Source organism: Streptomyces sp. NEAU-YJ-81, assembly GCF_017592595.1.
Taxonomy (GTDB): Bacteria; Actinomycetota; Actinomycetes; order Streptomycetales; family Streptomycetaceae; genus Streptomyces; species Streptomyces hygroscopicus_B.
Window position 1 is genome coordinate 413,390 of sequence record NZ_JAGFNO010000004.1, and the last position, 20,879, is coordinate 434,268.

General features: G+C 70.4%; 16 protein-coding genes. 10 read left to right on the top strand and 6 right to left on the bottom strand.

The window, feature by feature from the left end; translation table 11 throughout:
- The first annotated feature begins 215 nt into the window (after positions 1-215).
- The 4 genes from tgmA (at position 216) to J5X86_RS13060 (ending at position 4,764) form a co-directional block, all read left to right on the top strand.
- The gene (gene tgmA, locus J5X86_RS13045) at positions 216-407 is read left to right on the top strand and encodes a putative ATP-grasp-modified RiPP (protein WP_014058169.1); all 192 of its coding nucleotides are present in this window, start codon (positions 216-218) and stop codon (positions 405-407) included.
- A gap of 15 nt (positions 408-422) precedes the next feature.
- A complete protein-coding gene (tgmB, locus tag J5X86_RS13050; protein ID WP_208516903.1) occupies positions 423-1,361 on the top strand; it encodes an ATP-grasp ribosomal peptide maturase in 939 nt (312 codons plus the stop codon).
- A 243-nt stretch (positions 1,362-1,604) separates the two neighbouring features.
- On the top strand, positions 1,605-3,437 hold the full coding sequence (locus J5X86_RS13055; protein WP_208516904.1) for a glycoside hydrolase family 15 protein: 1,833 nt from the start codon (positions 1,605-1,607) through the stop codon (positions 3,435-3,437).
- Between the two features lie 40 nt (positions 3,438-3,477).
- Positions 3,478-4,764, top strand: coding sequence for a DUF1266 domain-containing protein (locus J5X86_RS13060; protein WP_208516905.1), 1,287 nt, complete (start codon positions 3,478-3,480; stop codon positions 4,762-4,764).
- A gap of 18 nt (positions 4,765-4,782) precedes the next feature.
- On the opposite strand, the gene J5X86_RS13065 is transcribed toward J5X86_RS13060, so the two are convergent.
- Entirely contained in the window at positions 4,783-6,402 is a 1,620-nt protein-coding gene (locus tag J5X86_RS13065; RefSeq protein WP_208516906.1) for a GMC oxidoreductase, read from the bottom strand.
- 361 nt (positions 6,403-6,763) lie between these two features.
- Between J5X86_RS13065 and J5X86_RS13070 the strand changes: the two genes are divergently transcribed.
- Positions 6,764-10,141 (top strand): pyruvate carboxylase, encoded by a 3,378-nt coding sequence (locus J5X86_RS13070; RefSeq protein ID WP_208516907.1) that lies wholly within the window; start codon positions 6,764-6,766, stop codon positions 10,139-10,141.
- Between the two features lie 46 nt (positions 10,142-10,187).
- Here J5X86_RS13070 and J5X86_RS13075 read toward each other — a convergent pair whose 3' ends face one another.
- The gene (locus J5X86_RS13075) at positions 10,188-10,850 is read right to left on the bottom strand and encodes a TetR/AcrR family transcriptional regulator (protein ID WP_208516908.1); all 663 of its coding nucleotides are present in this window, start codon (positions 10,848-10,850) and stop codon (positions 10,188-10,190) included.
- Between the two features lie 125 nt (positions 10,851-10,975).
- On the opposite strand from J5X86_RS13075, the gene J5X86_RS13080 reads away from it, so the two are divergent.
- Positions 10,976-11,395 (top strand): Dabb family protein, encoded by a 420-nt coding sequence (locus tag J5X86_RS13080; protein WP_208516909.1) that lies wholly within the window; start codon positions 10,976-10,978, stop codon positions 11,393-11,395.
- Here J5X86_RS13080 and J5X86_RS13085 read toward each other — a convergent pair.
- Positions 11,335-12,816: an MFS transporter gene (locus J5X86_RS13085; RefSeq protein ID WP_208516910.1), complete on the bottom strand. Its 1,482-nt coding sequence runs from the start codon at positions 12,814-12,816 to the stop codon at positions 11,335-11,337. The genes J5X86_RS13080 and J5X86_RS13085 overlap by 61 nt on opposite strands.
- Complete coding sequence (locus J5X86_RS13090; RefSeq protein ID WP_208516911.1) at positions 12,813-13,403, bottom strand: TetR/AcrR family transcriptional regulator; 591 nt, start codon at positions 13,401-13,403, stop codon at positions 12,813-12,815. Before J5X86_RS13090 ends, J5X86_RS13085 begins: the two co-directional genes overlap by 4 nt.
- A gap of 247 nt (positions 13,404-13,650) precedes the next feature.
- On the opposite strand from J5X86_RS13090, the gene J5X86_RS13095 reads away from it, so the two are divergent.
- Positions 13,651-14,499, top strand: a complete 849-nt coding sequence (locus J5X86_RS13095; protein WP_208516912.1) for a hypothetical protein — start codon at positions 13,651-13,653, stop codon at positions 14,497-14,499.
- Between the two features lie 70 nt (positions 14,500-14,569).
- Here J5X86_RS13095 and J5X86_RS13100 read toward each other — a convergent pair whose 3' ends face one another.
- On the bottom strand, positions 14,570-15,082 hold the full coding sequence (locus tag J5X86_RS13100) for a MarR family winged helix-turn-helix transcriptional regulator (RefSeq protein WP_208516913.1): 513 nt from the start codon (positions 15,080-15,082) through the stop codon (positions 14,570-14,572).
- Between the two features lie 169 nt (positions 15,083-15,251).
- On the opposite strand from J5X86_RS13100, the gene J5X86_RS13105 reads away from it, so the two are divergent.
- Together J5X86_RS13105 and J5X86_RS13110 are read left to right on the top strand one after the other, a co-directional pair.
- Positions 15,252-16,874 carry a metallophosphoesterase family protein gene (locus tag J5X86_RS13105; protein WP_208516914.1) on the top strand — a complete coding sequence of 541 codons (1,623 nt, stop codon included), beginning with the start codon at positions 15,252-15,254 and terminating at the stop codon, positions 16,872-16,874.
- A 37-nt stretch (positions 16,875-16,911) separates the two neighbouring features.
- Positions 16,912-17,313, top strand: a complete 402-nt coding sequence (locus J5X86_RS13110) for a DUF3662 domain-containing protein (RefSeq protein ID WP_208516915.1) — start codon at positions 16,912-16,914, stop codon at positions 17,311-17,313.
- Between the two features lie 4 nt (positions 17,314-17,317).
- On the opposite strand, the gene J5X86_RS13115 is transcribed toward J5X86_RS13110, so the two are convergent.
- Complete coding sequence (locus J5X86_RS13115) at positions 17,318-19,774, bottom strand: GH92 family glycosyl hydrolase (protein ID WP_208516916.1); 2,457 nt, start codon at positions 19,772-19,774, stop codon at positions 17,318-17,320.
- A 130-nt stretch (positions 19,775-19,904) separates the two neighbouring features.
- Here J5X86_RS13115 and J5X86_RS13120 point away from each other — a divergent pair, with 130 nt between their 5' ends.
- Entirely contained in the window at positions 19,905-20,867 is a 963-nt protein-coding gene (locus J5X86_RS13120; RefSeq protein WP_208516917.1) for a nitrous oxide reductase family maturation protein NosD, read from the top strand.
- The last annotated feature ends 12 nt before the right edge of the window (positions 20,868-20,879 follow it).

Sequence of the window (20,879 nt, forward strand, 5' to 3'; positions counted from 1 at the left end):
GCTGGTGCTCCCTCAGTGGTGGCCGACTATTCGGTGACGCAATACCTGAGGCATATGTTGACGTTCAATCGGGCCTTGAGGTTCCACTGGGATCCTGTGACACACTTCATATCGCAACACAGAGGACAAAATCGTTGCTAGGGAGTGCCGTAGACTTTTAGTACGTACTGTTGCGTGGTGGATAGACGAATACATGGAGCACCAAGAGGTCACTCATGCAGCCCTTCGTACTGAAGCACGCAATCCCTGCCGAGCGGTCGTCGGTCAGCGTTACCTACGCCTATGACGCCGCCCTGCAGTTGAATGTCCTCTCCGACGGGCGTCCGGCCATCGCCGACCGTGCGGTGCTGCTGGCCACCGGCACAACCACGTCCACAGCTGGTTCGAAGACGCACTTCGACGACTGACCTGCGCATACGTCGATGACGGTACTCATCCTGACCTGTCGCCAGGATGTCACCGCCGACTTGGTGGTGGCAGAGCTGCGCGAACAAGGCGTCCCTCTGGTGCGTTTCGATCCCGCCGACCTTCCGGATCAGGCCGGGCTGTCGGTCGAATTCGATCGCGGTGACTTCACGGGATATCTGTCGACCGAGGGACGCCTCGTCAGCATCCACGGTGTGCGGTCCATCTGGGTGCGCAGACCGGGGCGGCCCGCGGCCCACGCGGCGAATCCATCGGAGTGGCTGACGGCCGAGTGCGGACAGGCGCTCTACGGGATGCTCTACGCGACAACGGCCCGCTGGATGAACCATCCGGCGGCCGCCGAACCGGCCCGGCACAAACCGTTCCAGTTGCGGGTCGCCCAGCACAGCGGTTTCGCCGTGCCCTCGACTCTGGTCACCACCTATCCGCGCGCGGCGCGCGATTTCGCCGTCCAGTGCACGGACATCGTGGTGAAATCCGCGTCCGGTCCGCCGACCGCCGATCCGCCGGTCGCACTGCCTACTACCCGTATCGGACCGGACACGGATTTCTCCGATGTCGCGGCCGGGGCGACCCTTCTTCAGCGGTACATTCCCAAAGCGGCCGACATCCGGCTGATCTGCGTCGGCAGCGAGTTATTCGCCGCACGCAAGACCGCCGCCTCGGGGCAGGTGGACGGGCGCTATGGATGTCATGGACACCGCTGGGAAGCGGTGGATGTGCCCGCCAGAATCGTGCGCGCCGTTCATGAGTACATGGCTCTCACCGGTCTCGCCTATGGGGCCTTCGACTTCGCCGAGGACGCAGATGGCCTTTGGTGGTTCCTGGAGTGCAACCAGGGCGGCCAATTCGGCTTTGTCGAGCTGGAGACCGGTCAGCCCATCGCGGCGGCGGTCGCGTCCTGGCTGGCGGCGCCCGGGGCCGCCCACCGGTGACGACCGGGCCGGAGCACCGTGCCTCCGGAGGCGGCGCGGGTGATCACCGAGCCGGCGTGCGACGGCGGTCCCGTCCCCGTTCGCGCCGGCCCGGGGCGCCCACGAGCACCCCCGCGCACAGACCGTGACGGCCGGCTACGCGGAGGGGCGGCACTGCGCCGGACCGGCCCGTCGGTCGTATGCTGAAGCGAGAGTCCGCGCTACCCAGGGTTTCCCGCCCCTCCCTCAGCGTGGGAGGTTCCGATGACCGTCGCCGACAGCATCCGCCGCCCGACGGACGCGTCCCGCTATGTGCCGATCGCCGAGCACGGTCTGATCGGCGATCTGCGTACCGCCGCGCTCGTCGATACCCGCGGCACCATCGACTGGTACTGCCCGGTCCGGTTCGACGCACCCAGTGTGTTCGCGTCGATCCTGGACGCCGACCGCGGCGGTTCGTTCGGGCTCACACCGGATGTGCCCGCCCGGACGAAGCAGTTCTACTTCCCCGACACCAACATCCTCATCACCCGCTTCTTCGCGGACGACGGGGTCGCCGAGGTCCAGGACTTCATGCCGATCGTGGACGACTCACGCGAGGCGGACCGGCACCGGCTGATCCGCCGGGTGCTGTGCGTGCGCGGATCGCTGCCCTTCACCGCACGGGTGGCGCCCCGGTTCGACTACGCCCGGCAGTCGCATACGGTGCGCACCGAGGAGGGGCTCACGATCTTCGAGTCCCCGGAGCTGTCGCTTGCGCTGACGTCCAGCGTCACGGTGGAGACCGACGGGGCCGATGTGGTGTCCACGTTCAAGCTGGTCGAGGGCGAGGCCGCGGTCTTCGCACTCGACCGGATCGGCGGCACGGTGCAGCCGCGGCACTGTCCGCAGGCGGAGGCGGAGGAGCTGTTCGACGCCACCGTGCGCTACTGGCGGCGCTGGCTCTCGCAGTCCCGCTACCGCGGGCGGTGGCGGGAGATGGTGCACCGCTCGGCGCTCACCCTCAAGCTGCTCACCTACGCGCCGACCGGCGCCATCGTGGCGGCCCCGACGACCAGCCTGCCCGAGCAGATCGGCGGCGAGCGCAACTGGGACTACCGGTATGTGTGGGTCCGCGATGCCGCGTTCTGCATCTACGCGCTGCTGAGGCTGGGCTTCACCCAGGAGGCCGAGGCGTTCGTCCGGTTCCTGTCCGAGGACATCAGCTTCGATGACGGCCCCGGCGGCCCGATGCAGATCATGTACGGCATCGACGGCCGCAGCGAGATCCCCGAGCAGATGCTCCCCCATCTGGAGGGCCATCAGGGCTCCGCCCCGGTCCGGGTCGGCAACGCGGCGGTCCACCAGCTCCAGCTGGACATCTACGGAGCGCTGGTGGACTCCCTCTACCTCTACGACAAATGGGGGCAGCCGCTGGCCAGCGACCACTGGGACACCGTCAGCGAGATGGTCGGCTGGGTCTGTGACAACTGGGACCGGCCCGATATGAGCGTCTGGGAGACCCGCGCCGGCCCGCAGTACTTCCTGTACTCGCAGCTGATGTGCTGGGTCGCGATCGAGCGGGGGATGCGCATCGCCCGCCACCGCGGCCTGCCCGCGGACATGGGCCGCTGGTCGAAGGCGCGCGATGACATCTACCGCCGGATCATGCGCTGCGGCTGGTCGCCGCGGCGGCGCGCCTTCGTGCAGCGCGAGGGCGAGGAGGTGCTCGACGCCTCGGTGCTGATGATGCCGCTGTCCAAGTTCATCTCCCCCACCGACCCCAAATGGCTGTCCACGCTGGACGCGCTGGGCGAGGAGCTGGTGTCCGATTCGCTGGTCTACCGCTACGACCCGACGGTCAGCCCGGACGGGCTGCGCGGTGAGGAGGGCACCTTCTCGATCTGCTCGTTCTGGTACGTCGAGGCGCTGTCCCGGGCCGGACGGGTGGATGATGCACGGCTGGCCTTCGAGAAGATGCTCACCTACGCCAACCATGTCGGGCTGTACGCGGAGGAGATCGGCCGCACCGGTGAGCAGATCGGCAACTTCCCGCAGGCGTTCACCCATCTCGCGCTCATCAGCGCCGCGTTCAACCTGGACCGGGCCCTGGGCTGATCACGCGGGCACGGAGGACCGCTGGATAGAGTGGTCGGCCATGGGGAACGGGGAGGTGCCCGCCGCCGTGCCGGAACACGGCGTCCAGGGCGGCACACAGACCACATGGCAGGCGCCGAGCGCGATCGAGCGGGAGCTGTACGAGGCGAAGGCCCGCGGCGACTGGTCGGCGTACTTCGATGTGCTGGCGCGCGCCGAACTGTTCGTCGCCGATGCCTACTCCCGCCTCCAGGCGCGCCCCGGGACGGTGCTGTTCACCCCGTACTGGTATCCCCAGGTGCAGGCCAACTGCCTGCCCATCTTCACCGAGGGCATGCTCCCCGCGCCCCATCCGGAGACCGTCTATCTCTCCTACTCCCTGGGGTGGTTCGCCACGGAGTGGGAGCCCGGCGACCCGCCGTGGATCGTGGTCAACCCCGGCAGTCCGTGTGAGACGTTCTTCCCGACCTCCCCGGCGCACCGCGCCCTGTGGAGCGGCCACGCCGAGCATGCCGCCGACGGCGAAGGCCGCGCACACGCGCCCATGGAACTGCGCGGGCTGCGGGTGGGCGGGCCGACACAGGGCCCGGTGGCCCATGGACTGGCCTGCGGGGCACTGCTGTTCGTCAAGAACGGCGAGCTGTGGAACGCCATGGCCTACCACGGCGGCGGATACACCCGTGAGCGGAGCCGGCTCAAGGAGTGGTGGGGCATCACCGGCCGGGAGGAGTGGCAGCGCATCCAGGAGCTGCTGCTGGGCGCCGAAATGATCAGCGGTGTCTGGGAGTTCGCGCTCGGGGTGCGCCGCTCCCTGGCCCTGGACTTCGCCGGCCCGGTCGGGGTGGACCACTGGCGGACGGTGGCCGAGCGGGTGCTGCGGCGCACCGCCGCCGAGCCCGGCGAGGTCCGGATCACCCCCGACGGGGTCACCAAGGCGGAGCCCCGGGACAGCGCGGAGGTGGAGGCGCAGGTGGCGGGCGTGCAGCGGCTCATCGGCCGGATCGCCCGCTATGAGGCCAGGTTCCGTGCGGACGGCCTCCTCGCCGAGGGGAAGTTCGTCCGCACGATGGAGGCGTGGGACTACGGGCGGGCCTCGGGGATGGCCCGCTGGGGGCTCGCCGCACGTTTCTGCTCCCTCGACGAGGCCGAGCACGCGGTGCTGCGCGCGGGACGGTCGGCGCAGGCCAATTACCGCTCCTGGGAGGAGTTCTCCGCCGCGTACATCCTCGGGCGGTGTCTCCACTTCGACGACGAGGAGTTCGGTGAGTGGTACGAGGACATGCTCACCGCGCATCGCATCCTCACCACCGATCCGGAGAGCCCCTGGCTCACCCTTCCCTGGAAGTGACCCCGGCGGGACCGGGCGTCACCGGCCGCCGACGCGGTCCTCGGCCAGCACCCGGGCCATGGTGCGCTCGGCCAGGGCGGTGATGGTGACGAACGGGTTGACGCCGATGGAGCCCGGAATGAGGGATCCGTCGGTCACATAGAGGCCGTCGTAGCCGGTCACCCGGCCGTACGCGTCGGTGGCCCGGCCCAGGACACAGCCGCCCAGTGGGTGGTAGCAGAAGTCGTCGGCGATGGCCCGGGTGTCGCCGAAGAGGTCATAGCGGTAGATGGTGGCGTTGGCGGAGTTGACGCGGTCGAAGAGCGCCTTGGCCGCGGCGACCGAGGGCGCGCTCTGGGCGCGGGTCCAGTTGAGCACGGTGGTGTCCTTGGCCGCGTCATAGGTGAAGGTGGCACGCTCGGGGTTCCGGGTGATGGCGAGGTAGAGGCTGACCCAGGTCTCGAGGCCGGCGGGCAGCGGGGCGATCTCGGCGAAGACCGGGTTGGCGGTGTTGGACCAGTCGTCGATCGCCATCACCGGGATGGTGGACTGACGGGCACCGGTCGGGTGCCACACATGGTTGGCGCGGCCGAGCATGACGTTCCCGTTGCCGCCCCAGCCCCGGCCGACCTCCGCACTCAGCTCGGGCAGGGCGCCGGTCTCGCGGGCGCGCAGCAGGAGCTCGGTGGTGCCGAGGCTGCCCGCGCCGAGGAACAGCGAACCGCAGGTGATCTCGTCGGTGGAGACGACGGTGCCGGTGGTGTCGATGCGCTCCACGGTCAGGACATAGCTGCCGTCGGGCGCCCGCCGCAGGGCCCGGGCGCGGCTGAGGGTATGCAGGGTGACCTGGCCGGTGCCGAGCGCGGCGGCGAGATAGGTCTTGTCGAGGCTGCGCTTGCCGAAGTTGTTGCCGTAGATGACCTCCTGGGCGAGCGCGGACTTGGTCGCCGTTCCGTCGGCCTCGCGCCGCATGTAGTCGAAGTCGTAGACATTGGGCATGAAGACGGTCCTCAGGCCCGCCCTGGCCGCCTGGTCGCGGGCGACGCGGGCGTAGGTGTACCACTCCGTGGCCTCGAACCATGCGGAGGGCACGGTGGTGGCCCCGAGCATGCGGTTGGCCAGCGGGAAGTAGGTGTCGTACATGGGGTCCGCGGCCACCTGCGGCAGCATCTGCTGGAAGTACGAGCGCGACGGGGTGACCGCGATACCGCCGTTGACCAGCGAACCGCCACCGACCCCGCGCCCCACGTAGACGGACATGCCGGGGAAGCGGACGCGGTCCAGGACGCCGGGGTAGGGGGTGATGTCCTTGTTGATGACGTCCAGCCACAGAAAGGTGGACAGGGGCGCCTCGGTTCTGGTCTTGAACCACATGGAGCGCTGATCGGGGGCGGTCATCGAACAGTGGACCCGGCCGTCGGGACCCGGAGTGTCCCATAACCGTCCCATCTCCACGACGAGGGTTCTGATGCCCGCCTCGCCGAGCCGGAGCGCGGCCACGGCCGCGCCGTAGCCCGAGCCGACGACGACGGCGGGGAAGTGGTCGGCGCGCTCGGCGGCAGCCGCCGGGGCGAGGCCGATGCGGGTGAGTCCGAGAGCCGCCGCGCTCTGCAGGGCGGCCAGACCGAGAATATGACGACGCGTCAGATTTGCTGTCATGGCGGCATGATGGGCGGAATCGCCAGATCTCGCCATGACATGGCGCAAGGTCCTTTTCGGCGGCCCTTCTCGACATCGGAGGGCTTGCGCGAATTCTCGTTATTTATCAATTACTGTCGCACCCGCATTCCTCGATCCCGGCGCTCGGAACGGCGTTCCGGGGCCAGGTACAGCACCACCCGGCGCGGCCGCAGGGCCACTCTCCGTATCCGCTGCGACGATGGATGACAAGGACCGGGTGCCATCCCGCACGCCATCCACGAGAACTCGATCACACCCCGGGCGTCCTGCGTGGTAGGCGGCAGTAGTGTTCGCCGACAAGCGTGTGTTGTAGGTACCGGGCAGGTAGAAGGGATCGGGCATGTTCCGCAAGGTGCTGGTCGCCAATCGTGGAGAGATCGCCATTCGCGCCTTCCGCGCCGGCTATGAGCTGGGCGCGAGAACCGTAGCCGTGTTCCCGCATGAGGACCGCAACTCGCTGCATCGGCTCAAGGCCGATGAGGCGTATGAGATCGGTGAGCCGGGCCATCCGGTGCGGGCCTATCTCTCCGTCGAGGAGATCGTCCGCGCGGCGCGCAGCGCGGGCGCGGACGCTGTGTATCCCGGATATGGCTTTCTGTCCGAGAACCCCGATCTCGCACGTGCGTGCGAAGAGGCGGGGATCACGTTCGTGGGGCCCAGCGCGCAGATCCTGGAGCTCACCGGGAACAAGGCGCGCGCGGTGGCCGCGGCCCGTGCGGCCGGGGTGCCGGTGCTCGGTTCCTCCGAGCCGTCGACCGATGTGGACGAGCTGGTCCGGGCCGCGGACGAGCTCGGCTTCCCGGTGTTCGTCAAGGCCGTCGCCGGTGGTGGCGGGCGCGGGATGCGCAGGGTAGAGAACCGGGAGACGCTGCGTGAGTCCATCGAGGCGGCGGCGCGGGAGGCCGAGTCCGCCTTCGGTGATTCCACGGTCTTCCTGGAGAAGGCGGTGGTGGAGCCCCGCCATATCGAGGTGCAGATCCTCGCCGACGGGCAGGGCGATGTCATCCATCTGTTCGAGCGCGATTGTTCGGTGCAGCGGCGCCACCAGAAGGTGATCGAGCTGGCGCCGGCACCCAACCTCGATCCGGAGCTACGGGCGCGGATCTGCGAGGACGCGGTGAAGTTCGCCCGGCAGATCGGCTATCGCAACGCCGGCACGGTGGAGTTCCTGCTCGACCGCGAGGGCCGCCATGTGTTCATCGAGATGAATCCGCGGATCCAGGTCGAGCACACGGTGACCGAGGAGATCACCGATGTCGATCTGGTCCAGTCGCAGCTGCGGATCGCCGCCGGCCAGACGCTGGCCGACCTCGGCCTCGCCCAGGACACCGTGTATCTGCGGGGTGCGGCGCTGCAGTGCCGGATCACCACCGAGGACCCGGCCAACGGCTTCCGCCCGGACACCGGGATGATCAGCGCGTATCGCTCACCGGGCGGCTCGGGCATCCGGCTGGACGGTGGCACCACCCACTCCGGTGCGGAGATCAGCGCCCACTTCGACTCGATGCTGGTCAAGCTGACCTGCCGGGGGCGGGACTTCGCGACCGCGGTCGGCCGCGCACGGCGTGCGGTCGCCGAGTTCCGCATCCGCGGCGTCTCCACGAACATCCCCTTCCTCCAGGCGGTGCTGGACGATCCGGACTTCCGGGCCGGGCAGGTCACCACGTCTTTCATCGAGCAGCGGCCACATCTGCTGACCGCGCGGCACTCCGCCGACCGCGGTACCAAGCTGCTCACCTATCTCGCCGATGTCACGGTGAACAAGCCCCACGGCGAGCGGCCCCATCTGATCAACGCGAGCACCAAGCTGCCCCCGGTGCCGGCCACCGAGCCGCCCGCCGGCTCCAAGCAGCGGCTCACCGAGCTGGGCCCGGAGGGTTTCGCGCGATGGCTGCGCGAGTCGCCCACGATCGGGGTCACCGACACCACCTTCCGGGACGCGCATCAGTCGCTGCTGGCCACCCGGGTCCGCACCAGGGACCTGCTGGCCGTGGCCCCGGTGGTGGCGCGGAGCGTGCCGCAGCTGCTGTCGCTGGAATGCTGGGGCGGGGCCACCTACGACGTGGCGCTGCGCTTCCTCGCCGAGGACCCGTGGGAGCGGCTGGCCAAGCTGCGCGAGGCGGTGCCCAACATCTGTCTGCAGATGCTGCTGCGCGGCCGTAACACGGTGGGCTACACGCCGTATCCGACCGAGGTGACCACCGCCTTCGTACAGGAGGCCACGGCCACCGGGATCGACATCTTCCGGATCTTCGACGCGCTGAACGACATCGGGCAGATGCGGCCCGCGATCGACGCGGTACGGGAGACGGGCTCGGCGATCGCCGAGGTGGCGCTCTGCTACACCTCCGACCTGTCCGATCCCTCGGAGCAGCTCTACACCCTCGACTACTATCTGCGGCTCGCCGAGCAGATCGTGGACGCGGGCGCGCATGTGCTGGCCATCAAGGACATGGCGGGGCTGCTGCGCGCCCCGGCCGCCGCCACGCTGGTCTCGGCGCTGCGCAGGGAGTTCGACCTGCCGGTGCACATCCACACCCATGACACCGCGGGCGGCCAGCTCGCCACCTATCTCGCGGCGGTCCAGGCCGGTGCGGACGCGGTGGACGGCGCGGTGGCCTCCATGGCGGGCACCACCTCCCAGCCGTCGCTGTCGGCGATCGTGGCCGCCACCGACCACTCCGACCGGCCGACCGGGCTCGACCTCGAGGCGATCGGCGGCCTGGAGCCGTACTGGGAGGCCGTGCGCAAGATCTACGCACCGTTCGAGGCGGGCCTCGCCTCGCCGACCGGGCGGGTGTACCACCATGAGATCCCCGGCGGTCAGCTCTCCAATCTGCGCACCCAGGCCATCGCGCTCGGCCTCGGCGACCGCTTCGAGGAGATCGAGGCGATGTACACCGCCGCGGACCGGATGCTGGGCCATCTGGTGAAGGTCACCCCGTCGTCGAAGGTGGTCGGCGATCTCGCGCTGCACCTGGTGGGGGCGGGAGTGTCGCCGGAGGACTTCGAGGCGGATCCGGGCCGGTACGACATCCCGGACTCGGTCATCGGGTTCCTCCGCGGCGAGCTGGGCAATCCGCCGGGCGGCTGGCCCGAGCCGTTCCGCAGCAAGGCGCTGGAGGGCCGCGCGGCCGCCAAGCCGACGGCCGCGGAGCTGTCCACGGAGGACCGGGAGCTGCTGGAGAAGGATCCGCGGGCGACGCTGAACCGGCTGCTGTTCCCCGGTCCGACCAAGGAGTTCGAGGCGCATCGGCAGGCCCACGGCGACACCAGCGTGCTGGACAGCAAGGACTTCTTCTACGGGCTGCGCCCGCGGCAGGAGTACACGGTGGACCTCGAGCCCGGGGTCCGGCTGCTGATCGAGCTGGAGGCCATCGGCGACGCCGACGAGCGCGGCATGCGCACGGTGATGGCCTCGCTGAACGGGCAGTTGCGCCCGGTCCAGGTGCGGGACAACTCGGCGGCCTCCGACGTACCGGCCACCGAGAAGGCCGACCGGAGCAACCCCGGCCATGTGGCGGCGCCCTTCGCGGGTGTGGTGACACTGGCGGTGACCGAGGGCGATCAGGTGGAGGCCGGTGCCACCGTGGCGACGATCGAGGCGATGAAGATGGAGGCCACCATCGCGGCCCCGAAGAGCGGGACGGTGGCGCGCATCGCCATCAGCGCGATCCAGCAGGTGGAAGGCGGCGATCTGCTGGTCGCCCTCGGCTGAGCCGACAGCGTCGACGAGCCGCCGCCACCGGTCCCCGGCCCTCGGGTCAGGGGTGCTCGGTGGCGGCGGCTTCGTATGCCCGCAGAAAGGTGTCCACCGCGGACCGGGCGACCGTGCGCGTCTCGGCCGCGGAGACCTTGCGGGTGCCCAGCCGGGACCGCGCCTCCATGGGGCCGGTGAGCAGCGCGAGCAACTGCTCCGCGGCCTGCGCCGGATCACCCGGCCGCAGCCGCCCGGCCAGCGACAGCCGGGCCAGCCGGTCCGCCAGCGCCTCACCGAGCCGGATGGCCGTACGCCCCTGGACGATCTCGATCAGATCGGGGAAGTCGGCCGCCTGGGCGTAGGTGAGCCGCCGCAGCGCACGGGAACGCTCCCCGCAGCACACCTGGAGCATCCGGTACGCCATGTCCTCCAGGGCGGCGCGCAGATCGTCCCCGGGGTCGCGCAGCCGCTCGACGACGGCGAGGTTCTCCGCCATCACGGCGTCGGCCGCGGCCTCCATGGCGTGGCGGAACAGGGTCTCCTTGTCGGTGAGGTGGTTGTACACCGTGGGCTTGGCGACACCCGCCTCGTTCGCGATGTCCTGGACACACGCCTGTCCGTAGCCCCGGCGGGCGAAGACGGTGAAGGCAGCGTCAAGGATCGCCTGCCGCTTGTCGATACGCCCTCGCGAGACCTTCCGCCCGGACGAGGCTGTCACTGCCGTCATCGGCGCATCGTATCTCACAACACTCCGCACTGAACTCATCGGTTCAGATTTCCCAACTCCCTTGCCCATTGACGGGCCTGGACATTAATTTGAACCAGCCAGTTCATCTACGAGGGGAACTCCCCATGCTGCTCAACGTGTTGCGGTTCAGCTTCAAGGACGGCACGACCGAGGAGGACAAGGCCAGGGTTCTGGCGGCGATGCGCCGTACCGGCGCGCTGGAGCCGGTCGCGTTCTCCACCGTCGGCCAGTTCCTCGGCGACTCGACCGAGGGCTTCACCCATGCCTACTGCGCGGCGGTGGCCGATCTGGCGGCACTGGACCGGTATCTGCATGACCCGTTGCATATCGCGGGCGACGACGAGATCCTTCCTCATCTCGCGAAGCTCTCGGCGTTCCAGCTCTCGGACGACATGGACCCCGCGCTCGGCGAACAGGTCATGGGGATGCATCTGAAGAAGGTGGCGATGTACCCGCAGTGGGGTCAGGCGCTCGACGCGATCTCCGACCTCGGGGACCCGTCCGGGAGCTCCTCCACCGGCTGACCCTCGGGTGGCCGCACCGCCGCACGGCCCGGCAGTCTGGTGGCCAGCAGGGCACCGGCCGCGGCCACGGCCGCGAGGGCCGTCAGCGCCGGCCCCATCGCCGAGAGGAAGACGTCGGCCGCCCAGCCCGGCCCGTCGCCGGACGGCCGTCCGGTGCCGCCGCCCGGTCCGGCCACGCTCATCAGCGTGGTCGCGGCCGCGACCCCCAGCGCGGGGCCGATGTTCATGGCGGTCTGCTGGAGCCCGCCCGCCACCCCGGCGGTGTCCATGGACGCGTCGCGCACGATGACGGTGGTCGCGGTGACCATCACGGTGGCGAAACCCGTGCCCAGCACGAGAAAGCATCCACCGATCGCCTCGGCGCCCGAGCCCCGGCCGAGACGGGACATCAGCAGCACACCGGCCGCCACCAGAACCATCCCCGCAACCGAAGTCCGGCGGGGCCCCTGACGGCGCATCAGCAGCGCCGCCACCGGCGCGCCCAGCACCATCATCACCGCCAGCGGAAGCGCCCTCAGCCCGCTGGCGAGCGGATCCAGCGCGAGCACGTCCTGCAGATAGTAGGTGCCGAGGAAGAGCGCCCCGAACAGTGCGGCCGAGGCGGACACCAGCACGCCGAGCGCCGGGCCGACGGTGGCCGACCGCAGCAGACCCGGCGGCACCAGCGGATGTTCCGTACGGCGCTCATGCCATACGAAGACGCCTCCGGCCACCACGGCACTCGCCGGTCCGAGCGCGGTCACCGCGGTCCAGCCGGTTCCGGGGACGCCGACGAGCGTGTGCACCAGCCCGGCCAGCGCCACCGCGAGCAGAGCGGCACCGGGCAGATCGAGCCGCGGCCGGGCGGTCTCACGGGGCGCCATCGGGGCCCGGATGGCGAGCGCCGTCAGGCCCAGCGCAAGGGCGGGCGCGACATTGAGGAAGAACACCGCCCGCCACCCCAGCTGGGTGGTCAGCGCCCCGCCGACCAGGGGGCCCGCCGCGGCCGCCAGCCCGATGGCGCCGGTGCGCACCGCGAGGGGCCCGGCGAGCCGGTCGGGCGGATACGCGGCGCGCAGCATCCCGAGGGTGGCGGGTTGCAGCAGCGCCCCGAAGACCCCCTGGGCGACCCGCAGCCCGATCACCCAGCCGATGCCGCCCGCGAGCCCGATGCCCGCCGAGGCGGCGCCGAAGCCCAGCATCCCGATGGCGAAGACGCGCCGATGCCCGTAGCGGTCGCCGAGGCGGCCGGCGAACACCAGCAGACTCGCCACGGCGATCAGATATCCGGTACTGGTCCACTGGACCTGGGCGAACGTGGCGTGGAGGTCCCGCTGCAGACGGGGCTGGGCGACGGTCAGCACGGTGCCGTCCAGGGCGACGATCACGGCCCCGGTGACGCTGCCGACGAGGGTGAGGCGTCGTGCGCGCGGGGCGCTCATCGGGGCTCCGGGCCGAGGTGTGCGTCGAGCGCGGCACGCAGCAGCGGCTCGGCGTCATCCACTCCCACCGCGAGCTGAAGGCTGCCCCAGCCCCACAGTTGGGCGATGCCGTGCAGATTCGCCCACAGCGCGCCCGCGACGATCCGTGGCTCCGCGCCGGAGTCCGGCCGCACCCTGGCCACCAGGTCGACGAGGGTGGCGAAGAGCGGCAGGCTCGTCTCCCGCAGCCCGAGCTGGTTGCTCTCCAGGAGATCGTGGCGGAACATCAGCTCGAACATGCCGCGGTTGGTCAGCGCGAAGTCGAGACAGCTCCGTGCCAGAGCCGTCAACTGCCCGCGTGGATCGCCCTCATGAGCGGCGATGGCCTCACCCGCCTGGTCGGCCAGGCGCTCGAAGCCGCGGCGCGCGATGGCGGACAGCAGGGCCAGATGCGTCGGGAAGTAGCGCCGCGGCGCCCCGTGGGACACCCCGGCCCGACGGGCGATCTCCCGCAGCGAAAGGGCCTGCACCCCCTCCGCCTCCACCAGCCCCACTCCGACGTCCACCAATCGGGACCGGAGACCCGAGTCCTGCTCACGCTCATCCATAGACACTGTCTACCAGAGAGGAGTAGACAGTGTCTATGCGTTCAGAATGGCGAATAGAGGGCCATCATCAGAGACGATGGGACCTGTGAAGCACCCAAAAAGGGGCATGCCTGTTCATCTATGTGAATGCCATTCTGAGGTAAAGAACCACCCGTGAGCCTTGACGGTCCATTTGGTCCGGTCCAATGTGCGTGGTGCGCCATGAGCACGCCGCTCCTTTACCGGATCAGGAAGGAAGTCAACGACCATGGCAGAACCCCTCGTTCCCCGCTCGTTAAGCCGCCGCCGGGTCCTCGGCTCGATGGCCGCGGCCGCCGTCGGAACACCGATCGCCCTCGAGCAACTGACCTCGGGGGCCACCCCGGCCTCCGCCGCCTCCCGGGCCGCGGCCGCGCAGTTGCTCTGGCATCCGAACCCGTCCAGCGCCGGGCTCAAGGCGTTCGAGGGCATCGAGGCCGACCGCGGCAACGCACACCCCGACCGGGACTATGTGGTCGTCGAGGGCGGTGACCACTACCGCTTCAACATCTGGAAGGACGACCGGGACACCACAGGTGGCGGCGACCGCCAGCGCACCGAGTCCAAGGGCATGGTGCAGGACGGCACCACCCTGAAGATGCACGACGGTGAGACATGGACCATCAGCTACGAGATGTTCATGCCCACCTCGCTGCACGGCACCAGCAAGTTCACGCACATCTTCCAGACCAAGACCCCGGCGGACAACGGCGGTCCGTACATCACCCTGGACCTGGGCCGCAGCGGCAGCACGGAAACGCTGCGGGCCCGTGCGTACGCCAACTCCGGATCACCGGACATCGCCTCGACCAATCTGTCGCCGCTGCGCAACAAGTGGATCACCATCGAGTGGACGCTCACCATCGGCTCGAAGGGCAAGGCGGCCTTCGTGGCCCGCAACGGCACCGGGTCGGGCGCCCCGGTCGCGGTCCAGGGCAGCATGTCCAATGTGAAGATGCCGGACCAGGACGACTACCAGCGGCCCAAGTGGGGCATCTACCGCTCGGTCGAGAGCGCCTCGTCGGACATCCTCGACACCTATCTGCTGTTCCGGAACTTCCAGGCGTCCAAGGCTTAGCCGGCGGCCACTCCCGCGGCGAGACACACCCGCGGCGGTGACGCGGGGCCGGTGGCGCCCCGGTCCCGCGTCACCGGCCGTCGGACACGCCGGATGCGCCGGACGCGCCGGACACCGGCAGATGGCGCGCCACGGAGGCGTTGAGCCGCTCCAGGAACTCCGTCAGCCGGGCGAGGTCCTCGTCCGGCCAGTCCGCGACGGCCTCGCCCAGCAGCCGTGTCCGCCGCTCGGCCGCCAGCGCGACATGGCGGCGCCCGGCGTCGGTCAGCTCCACCCTCCGTATCCGCCCGTCCACGGTGTCCCGCACCCGGGTCACCAGCCCTGCCGCCGTCAGCCGGTCGACGACGCGCACGGCGCGGGCCCGGTCGGACAGCAGCAGGGCGGCGATGTCGGACACGGCTGGCCCCGGCGGGGAGCTGGCCTCGACGAAGCGCAGCACCCGGTAGCCGGTCGGGGTGACATCCCCGGGCAGCCCGCCCAGGAAGCGCTCCCGTACCAGCGGTCCGTACAGCCCGAACCGGGAGTGCCGCAGCTCCCGCAGCACCGCGTCCAGCCCGCGCAGCTCTTCGTCCCGATCGTTCACAGGAAACAGCGTGCTGCGCCGCCACCGCCTCTGGCAACGCACATCCGCCACCGTCCACCGAGATGGTTGTCCGGGTTCGCCGTCCGGTCGTCCGACGGTAGCCCGCCGTGCCGTGGTGTTCACGGCGCCACGGTGTCAGGCGGCGGCGAGCCCATGGGAGCTTCGCCCCATGACGACGACACCGAAGACCACGGGCACCACATCGACGGAGTCCCGGGTGAGCCGCCGGGGGCTGCTGGGCGCGGCCGGCGCGGCGGCGGCCGGTGCGGGCACCTTGATGTCCCAGCAGCAGGCGGTGGCGGCCTCGCCGGTGCTGTGGACCCGGCCGGAGGGCTCCGGGATGCCGCCGGTGAGCGGGCTGCATCTGCAGTTCGGGGCCGACGCCGCCCGGGAGGTCGTGGTGTCCTGGCAGACACCGGTCCCGGTGAGACGGCCACATGTCATGTTCGGCACCCCGGCCCATGGCATGGGCTCCGAGGTCACCGCGCGGACCACTTCCTACCAGGACGCCACATCCCAGCAGCGCATCTACGTCCATCACGCCCGGCTGAGCCGGCTGCGCCCCGGCACCGGCTACGTCTACGCCGCCGTCCACGACGGGGCGACACCGGAGGCGGGGTCGTTCCACACCGGGCCGAGTGGCCGGGCACCGTTCACCTTCACCAGCTTCGGCGACCAGGGCACACCCACGGTGGGCAAGCTGAACGGCCCCAAGCCGCCGAAGATCACCGAGAAGCTCACCTATCTCAACGACAACCTGGGCTCGCCGTACGCCAACGACGTGACCACCGCCGTCGAGCGGGTCGCGCCGTTGTTCCATCTCATCAACGGCGATCTGTGCTACGCCAACCTGGCCGAGGACCGGCTGCGCACCTGGTCGGACTGGTTCGACATGACCAGCCGGTCCTCGCGGTTCAGGCCGTGGATGCCCGCGGCCGGCAACCACGAGAACGAGCTGGGCAACGGGCCGATCGGGTTCGCCGCCTACCAGGCGTACTTCTCGCTGCCCGGCAACGGAGGCGACGCCGAGACCCAGGGGCTGTGGTACGCCTTCACCGTCGGCTCGGTGCGCGTCGTGAGCCTGGCCAATGACGACGTGGCCTATCAGGACGCCGGGAACACCTATGTGCGGGGCTATTCCGGCGGGGCCCAGCGGCGCTGGCTGGAGGCCGAGCTCGCACGGGCGCGGGCCGACCGGGACATCGACTGGATCGTGGTCGTCATGCACCAGGTGGTCGTCTCCACGGCCGACCACCCGGGCAACGGCGCCGACCTCGGCATCCGGCAGGAGTGGCTGCCGCTCTTCGACACCTACGGCGTCGACCTGGTCGTCTGCGGCCATGAACACCACTACGAGCGCTCCCACCCGATCCGTGGCCGGGAGCCCAACGACACGATGACGCCGACCCCCGCCGCCACCCGCACCGATCTGGTGGACACCACCGAGGGAACCGTCCATATGGTCATCGGTGGCGGTGGCACCTCGGTCCCGTCGATGGACGTCCTGTTCGACACCCCGCGGTGCAATGTCATCACCGGTGTCGGAGCCACCGGTGCGAATGGCCATAAGACCCCGGTCTATGTGACGGAGGCGGCCCCGTGGTCGGCGGTGCGCGACCGGGTGAACCCCTACGGCTTCGCCGCGTTCTCCGTCGACCCCGGCACCGAACCGGGCGGCCTCACCACGATGTCGGTGACCTATTACGCGGTCACCGGGCTCTACGGCCGTATCGAACCCGTGGACACCTTCACGCTCCGGCGGACCCGCGGGGACGGTGAGCGGCGCCGATGAGGGCATGAGGTGATCCGTATCGGGAACGCGGGAGGGCATGCAGACGCTGAACCGATGGGAACGGGCGATAGCGCGCTGGGAGGAATCGCTGCTGGCCAAGGTGGTCCGCAGCGAGCCCGTCGAACTCCTCGGCGCGCTCAAACGTGAATGCGACAGCCACGCCGTGGTGTGCGGACCGACCCGGGTGGTCGTGCCCAACGTCTATGACGTCGAGCTCGCCGACGCGGTCCATGAGGAGCTCACCCGGCGTGGCTGTCAGGTGGGACAGGAGCTGACGGACTGCCTGGCGCGTCATGCGGAGGACAAGGGCTATGAGTGGGCCGGCCCGCTCACCGTGCATGTGTCCCGGTCCGGCCGGGTGCCCAACGGCAGGTACCGGGTGGCGGGCCGGCCCATGGCCCATATCCGCGCGGACACGTTCGCCGACGCGCCGGGCTAGTGCGTCAGCGGGGCAGCCCGCCCGGGTCGGTGGCCCAGGTGGTGTCGGGCCGGTCGGCCAGGTCGAAGGAGAGCGATCCGCCCTGGCGCAGGAACGAGCCGTCGAGCCATGAGGTGTCGTGTGGTGTGCCGTTCACCCGCACCGCATGCACATAGAGGTGGCTGTCGGACGCCTCCGGGGCGCCGATGGTCAGGGCGCGCCGCTGCCCCGCCGGGGCGATCACCGCACGGGGGAAGAGCGGTCCGGTGAGCAGGGCCTCGGCACGCCCCGGTGCCTGGGGATAGATGCCGAGCGCCGCGAACACGTACCACGCGGACATGGTGCCCAGGTCGTCGTTGCCGGGCAGCCCCTTCGGCCCGGTGCCGTACACGGTGGCGACGATCTGGCGCACCGTCTCCTGGGTCTTCCAGGGCTGCCCGAGCGCGTTGTAGAGCCAGGGGGCGTGGATGCCCGGTTCGTTGGTGGGGTCGTAGCGGAGCGGATCGCCGCCGCGGACCGACCAGGAGCCGTCGGGCTTGTGGAAGAAGCCGTCCAGCCGGGCCGCCGCGCTTTCGCGTCCGCCCATGGCCTCGGCGAGCCCCTGTACGTCCTGCGGCACCATCCAGGTGTACGTGGCCGCGCTGCCCTGGGCGAATCCCCGGTCGGACGCCGGGTCGAAGGGGGTCACCCAGGAGCCGTCCCGGTTTCTGGCCTGGATGTAGCCCGCCGTGCCGGTGGCCTCGGGGTTGAACACATGGCGCCAGTAGCCGCCGCGCGCGCCGAGTTCATCGGCCTCCTTCTCCCGGCCGAGCAGCCGGGCCCAGCGGGCGAGCGCGTCATCGGCGACGGAGTCCTCCAGGGTTTCCGCGGCGCCGCCCCAGCAGTGGCAGGCGTCCTGCGCCGCGTACCCCGAGTCCAGGTATTGGGCGAGGTTCGGGCGCTGGCCCTCGCACTGTCCCGGGCAGCCCCTGTCGGAGAGCCCGTCGGGGTGGGGGACGGTGGCCTGGCGGTAGAGGGAGTCGAAGGCGCCCTTGGCGTCGAAGTTCCGTACCCCCATGGCGTAGAAGGTGGCGAGCGTGGCGGCGGAGGGGTCGCCCGTCATCACATGGGTGGCGCCGCTGATGTGCACCCAGCGGTCCCACACCCCGCCGTTCTGCCGGGCGAAGTTGAACAGCGACTGGGCGAAGTCCCCGGCGACCCGGGGCTGGAGCAGGGCGAGCAGCTGCACCTGGGCGCGGTACTGGTCCCAGCCGGAGAAGTTGCTGTACTGCGCCGTCTGCCCGCGCTCGAGGCGGTGCGGTGTGCCGTCCATGCCCGGGTAGCGGCCGTCGGTGTCGCTGATCAGGTTGGGCTGCTGCAGCGCGTGGTAGAGGGCGGTGTAGAACGCGGTGCGGCGCGGCTCGCTGCCGCCGCTGATCCGGATGGCGCGCAGCCGGCGGTCCCAGGCGGCCCGTCCGGCCGCCGCCACGTCGGCGACGCTCGCCCGGGGCGCTATCTCGGCGCGGAGGTTGGCCTCGGCGCCCGCGAGGGAGACGTACGAGATGCCGAGCCGCATCCGGACATCGTTGTCCCGCGTGGTGTCGAAGCCGACGTATCCGCCGGAGCCACGCCCGGCCCGGTCGGCGCCGGTGAGATAGCCCTCGCCGCCGTCGGCGGTGGTGGCACCGGGTGTGAGCCGGTCGTTCTCCCAGGTGCCCACGGTGGAGAAGGCGCGGTCGAACGAGGCGCTGAAGTAGAGGCGGTAGTAGGTGGTGCGGTTGTTCTCACCGCCGTTGGCGCGCCGTCCGCAGAACGCGCCGGTCAGCACCCAGCCGGTGACCTTGCGCCGCTCGGCGTCGATCTCGATATGCGCGTTCTCGCTGCCGTTGAGGGAGTTGGAGGTGCGGAACAGCAGACGGGCCGGAGCGTCCTTGGGAAAGGAGAAGTCGGCGACACCGGCCCGCTCGCTCACCGCGAGATCGGCGGCCGCGCCCGAGTCGAGCCCCACCCGGTAGCGACCGGGCTCGGCCTTCTCGTGGTCGTGCGAGAAACCGGCGGCGTACTTCTGGTCCTTGGTGTCGGCGGTGGGCGAGCTGTCGACCTCACCCACGAACGGCATGATCGGCACATCGCCCGCGGCTCCGGGGTGGCAGCCCGCGCCGTTGACATGGGTGAGGCTGAAGCCCCGGACCCGGGTGGTGTCGTAGGAATAGCCGTTGGCCGCCGCGGTGTTGGTCTGGTCGCCCGCGGTGCTGGTCGGCGACCAGGCGATCATGCCGAACGGCAGATTGGCGCCGGGGTAGGTGTTGCCGCCGCCCGCGGAGCCGATCAGCGGGTCCACGTAATCGACGGGGTGACGTACCTCGTCGGCCCGTGGCGCCGCGCTCGCCGCGGGGGCCTCGACGAGCGGGGCGAGCAGTGCGCCGATCGCCACCGCCACTCCCCCGCCGACCAGCGCCGATCGGCGTCTGAATCTCTTTCGCTGTGCTCCGTGCGTCTCCATCGGGGATCACGCCCTTCCGTGTGTCGATGTGAACCTAGAGGCGCACGGTGACGGTGGAGTGAACCGTGCAACAGCGATGCGCGGTTGACGGCGGGACCGGTCCCCGGGACCCGGGTCTACGGTTCCCGCCATGCGGATCACATGGAGACTCGTCCTCGGCTTCCTCGCCGTCTCGGTCCTCGCACTCCTGGCCGCCCTGGCCAGTCCGTCGTGGCCCCGGGAGCGGGACGCGGACGGCGGCTCGGGCGCCGCCGCGCCGACGGGGTCAGCCACCACCGTGCGGGGGGCCGCGCCCTGCACCCTGCACGCCGCCACCCCACGGGAGGCCGCGCGCCGGGCGAAGCCGGGCGACACCGTCTGCTTCGACGGCGATCTGTCCCGGCAGCGGCTGGTCATCACCAGGGGCGGAAGCCGGGAGCACCCGATCACCTACGCCGGGGGCGGGGACGCCGTGGACGGGGACGCCGTGGACGGCATCACCATCGAGGCCGACGATGTGATCGTCGAGGGGTTCCGGTCCATCCGCCCGGAGGCGCCCGGGATCGAGCTGACCGGCCACCGCGTCACCGTGCGGAACAACACCGTGATCGGCCCGAGGGGCGGGGACGGCGACGGTATCCGGTTCTTCGGCGACGACCTGACCATCACGCACAACACCGTCCGCGACACCGACAACAGCCACGGCCGGCACGCCGACTGCATGCAGACGTTCGCCAGCGACACCCCGCCCAGCCATCGCGTGCGGATCGAGAACAACCGCTGCGAGAAGGTGGACAACATGTGCCTGATGGCCGAGGGCCCGAACGACGGCGAGGGCGACGGCCGGGGCACCACCTCCGACTTCACCATCAGGGGCAACCACTGCGAGACGCTGCGCGCCTCCCAGGCCCTGATGTTCGAGGACGTGCAGAACGCCACCATCACCGGCAATGTGTTCGCCGCCCCCACCGACCACGCCATCGGCCTCGCCTACCACTCGACCGGCGCCCGGGTCGACGGCAACACCCTCCACTCCGGTATCGGCTACGAGGTGGGCATCGACGATTCGTCCAGGGCGGGCTACCGGGGCCCCGAGCCGGGTGGCCTGCCGTAGGAGCCTCTGGGA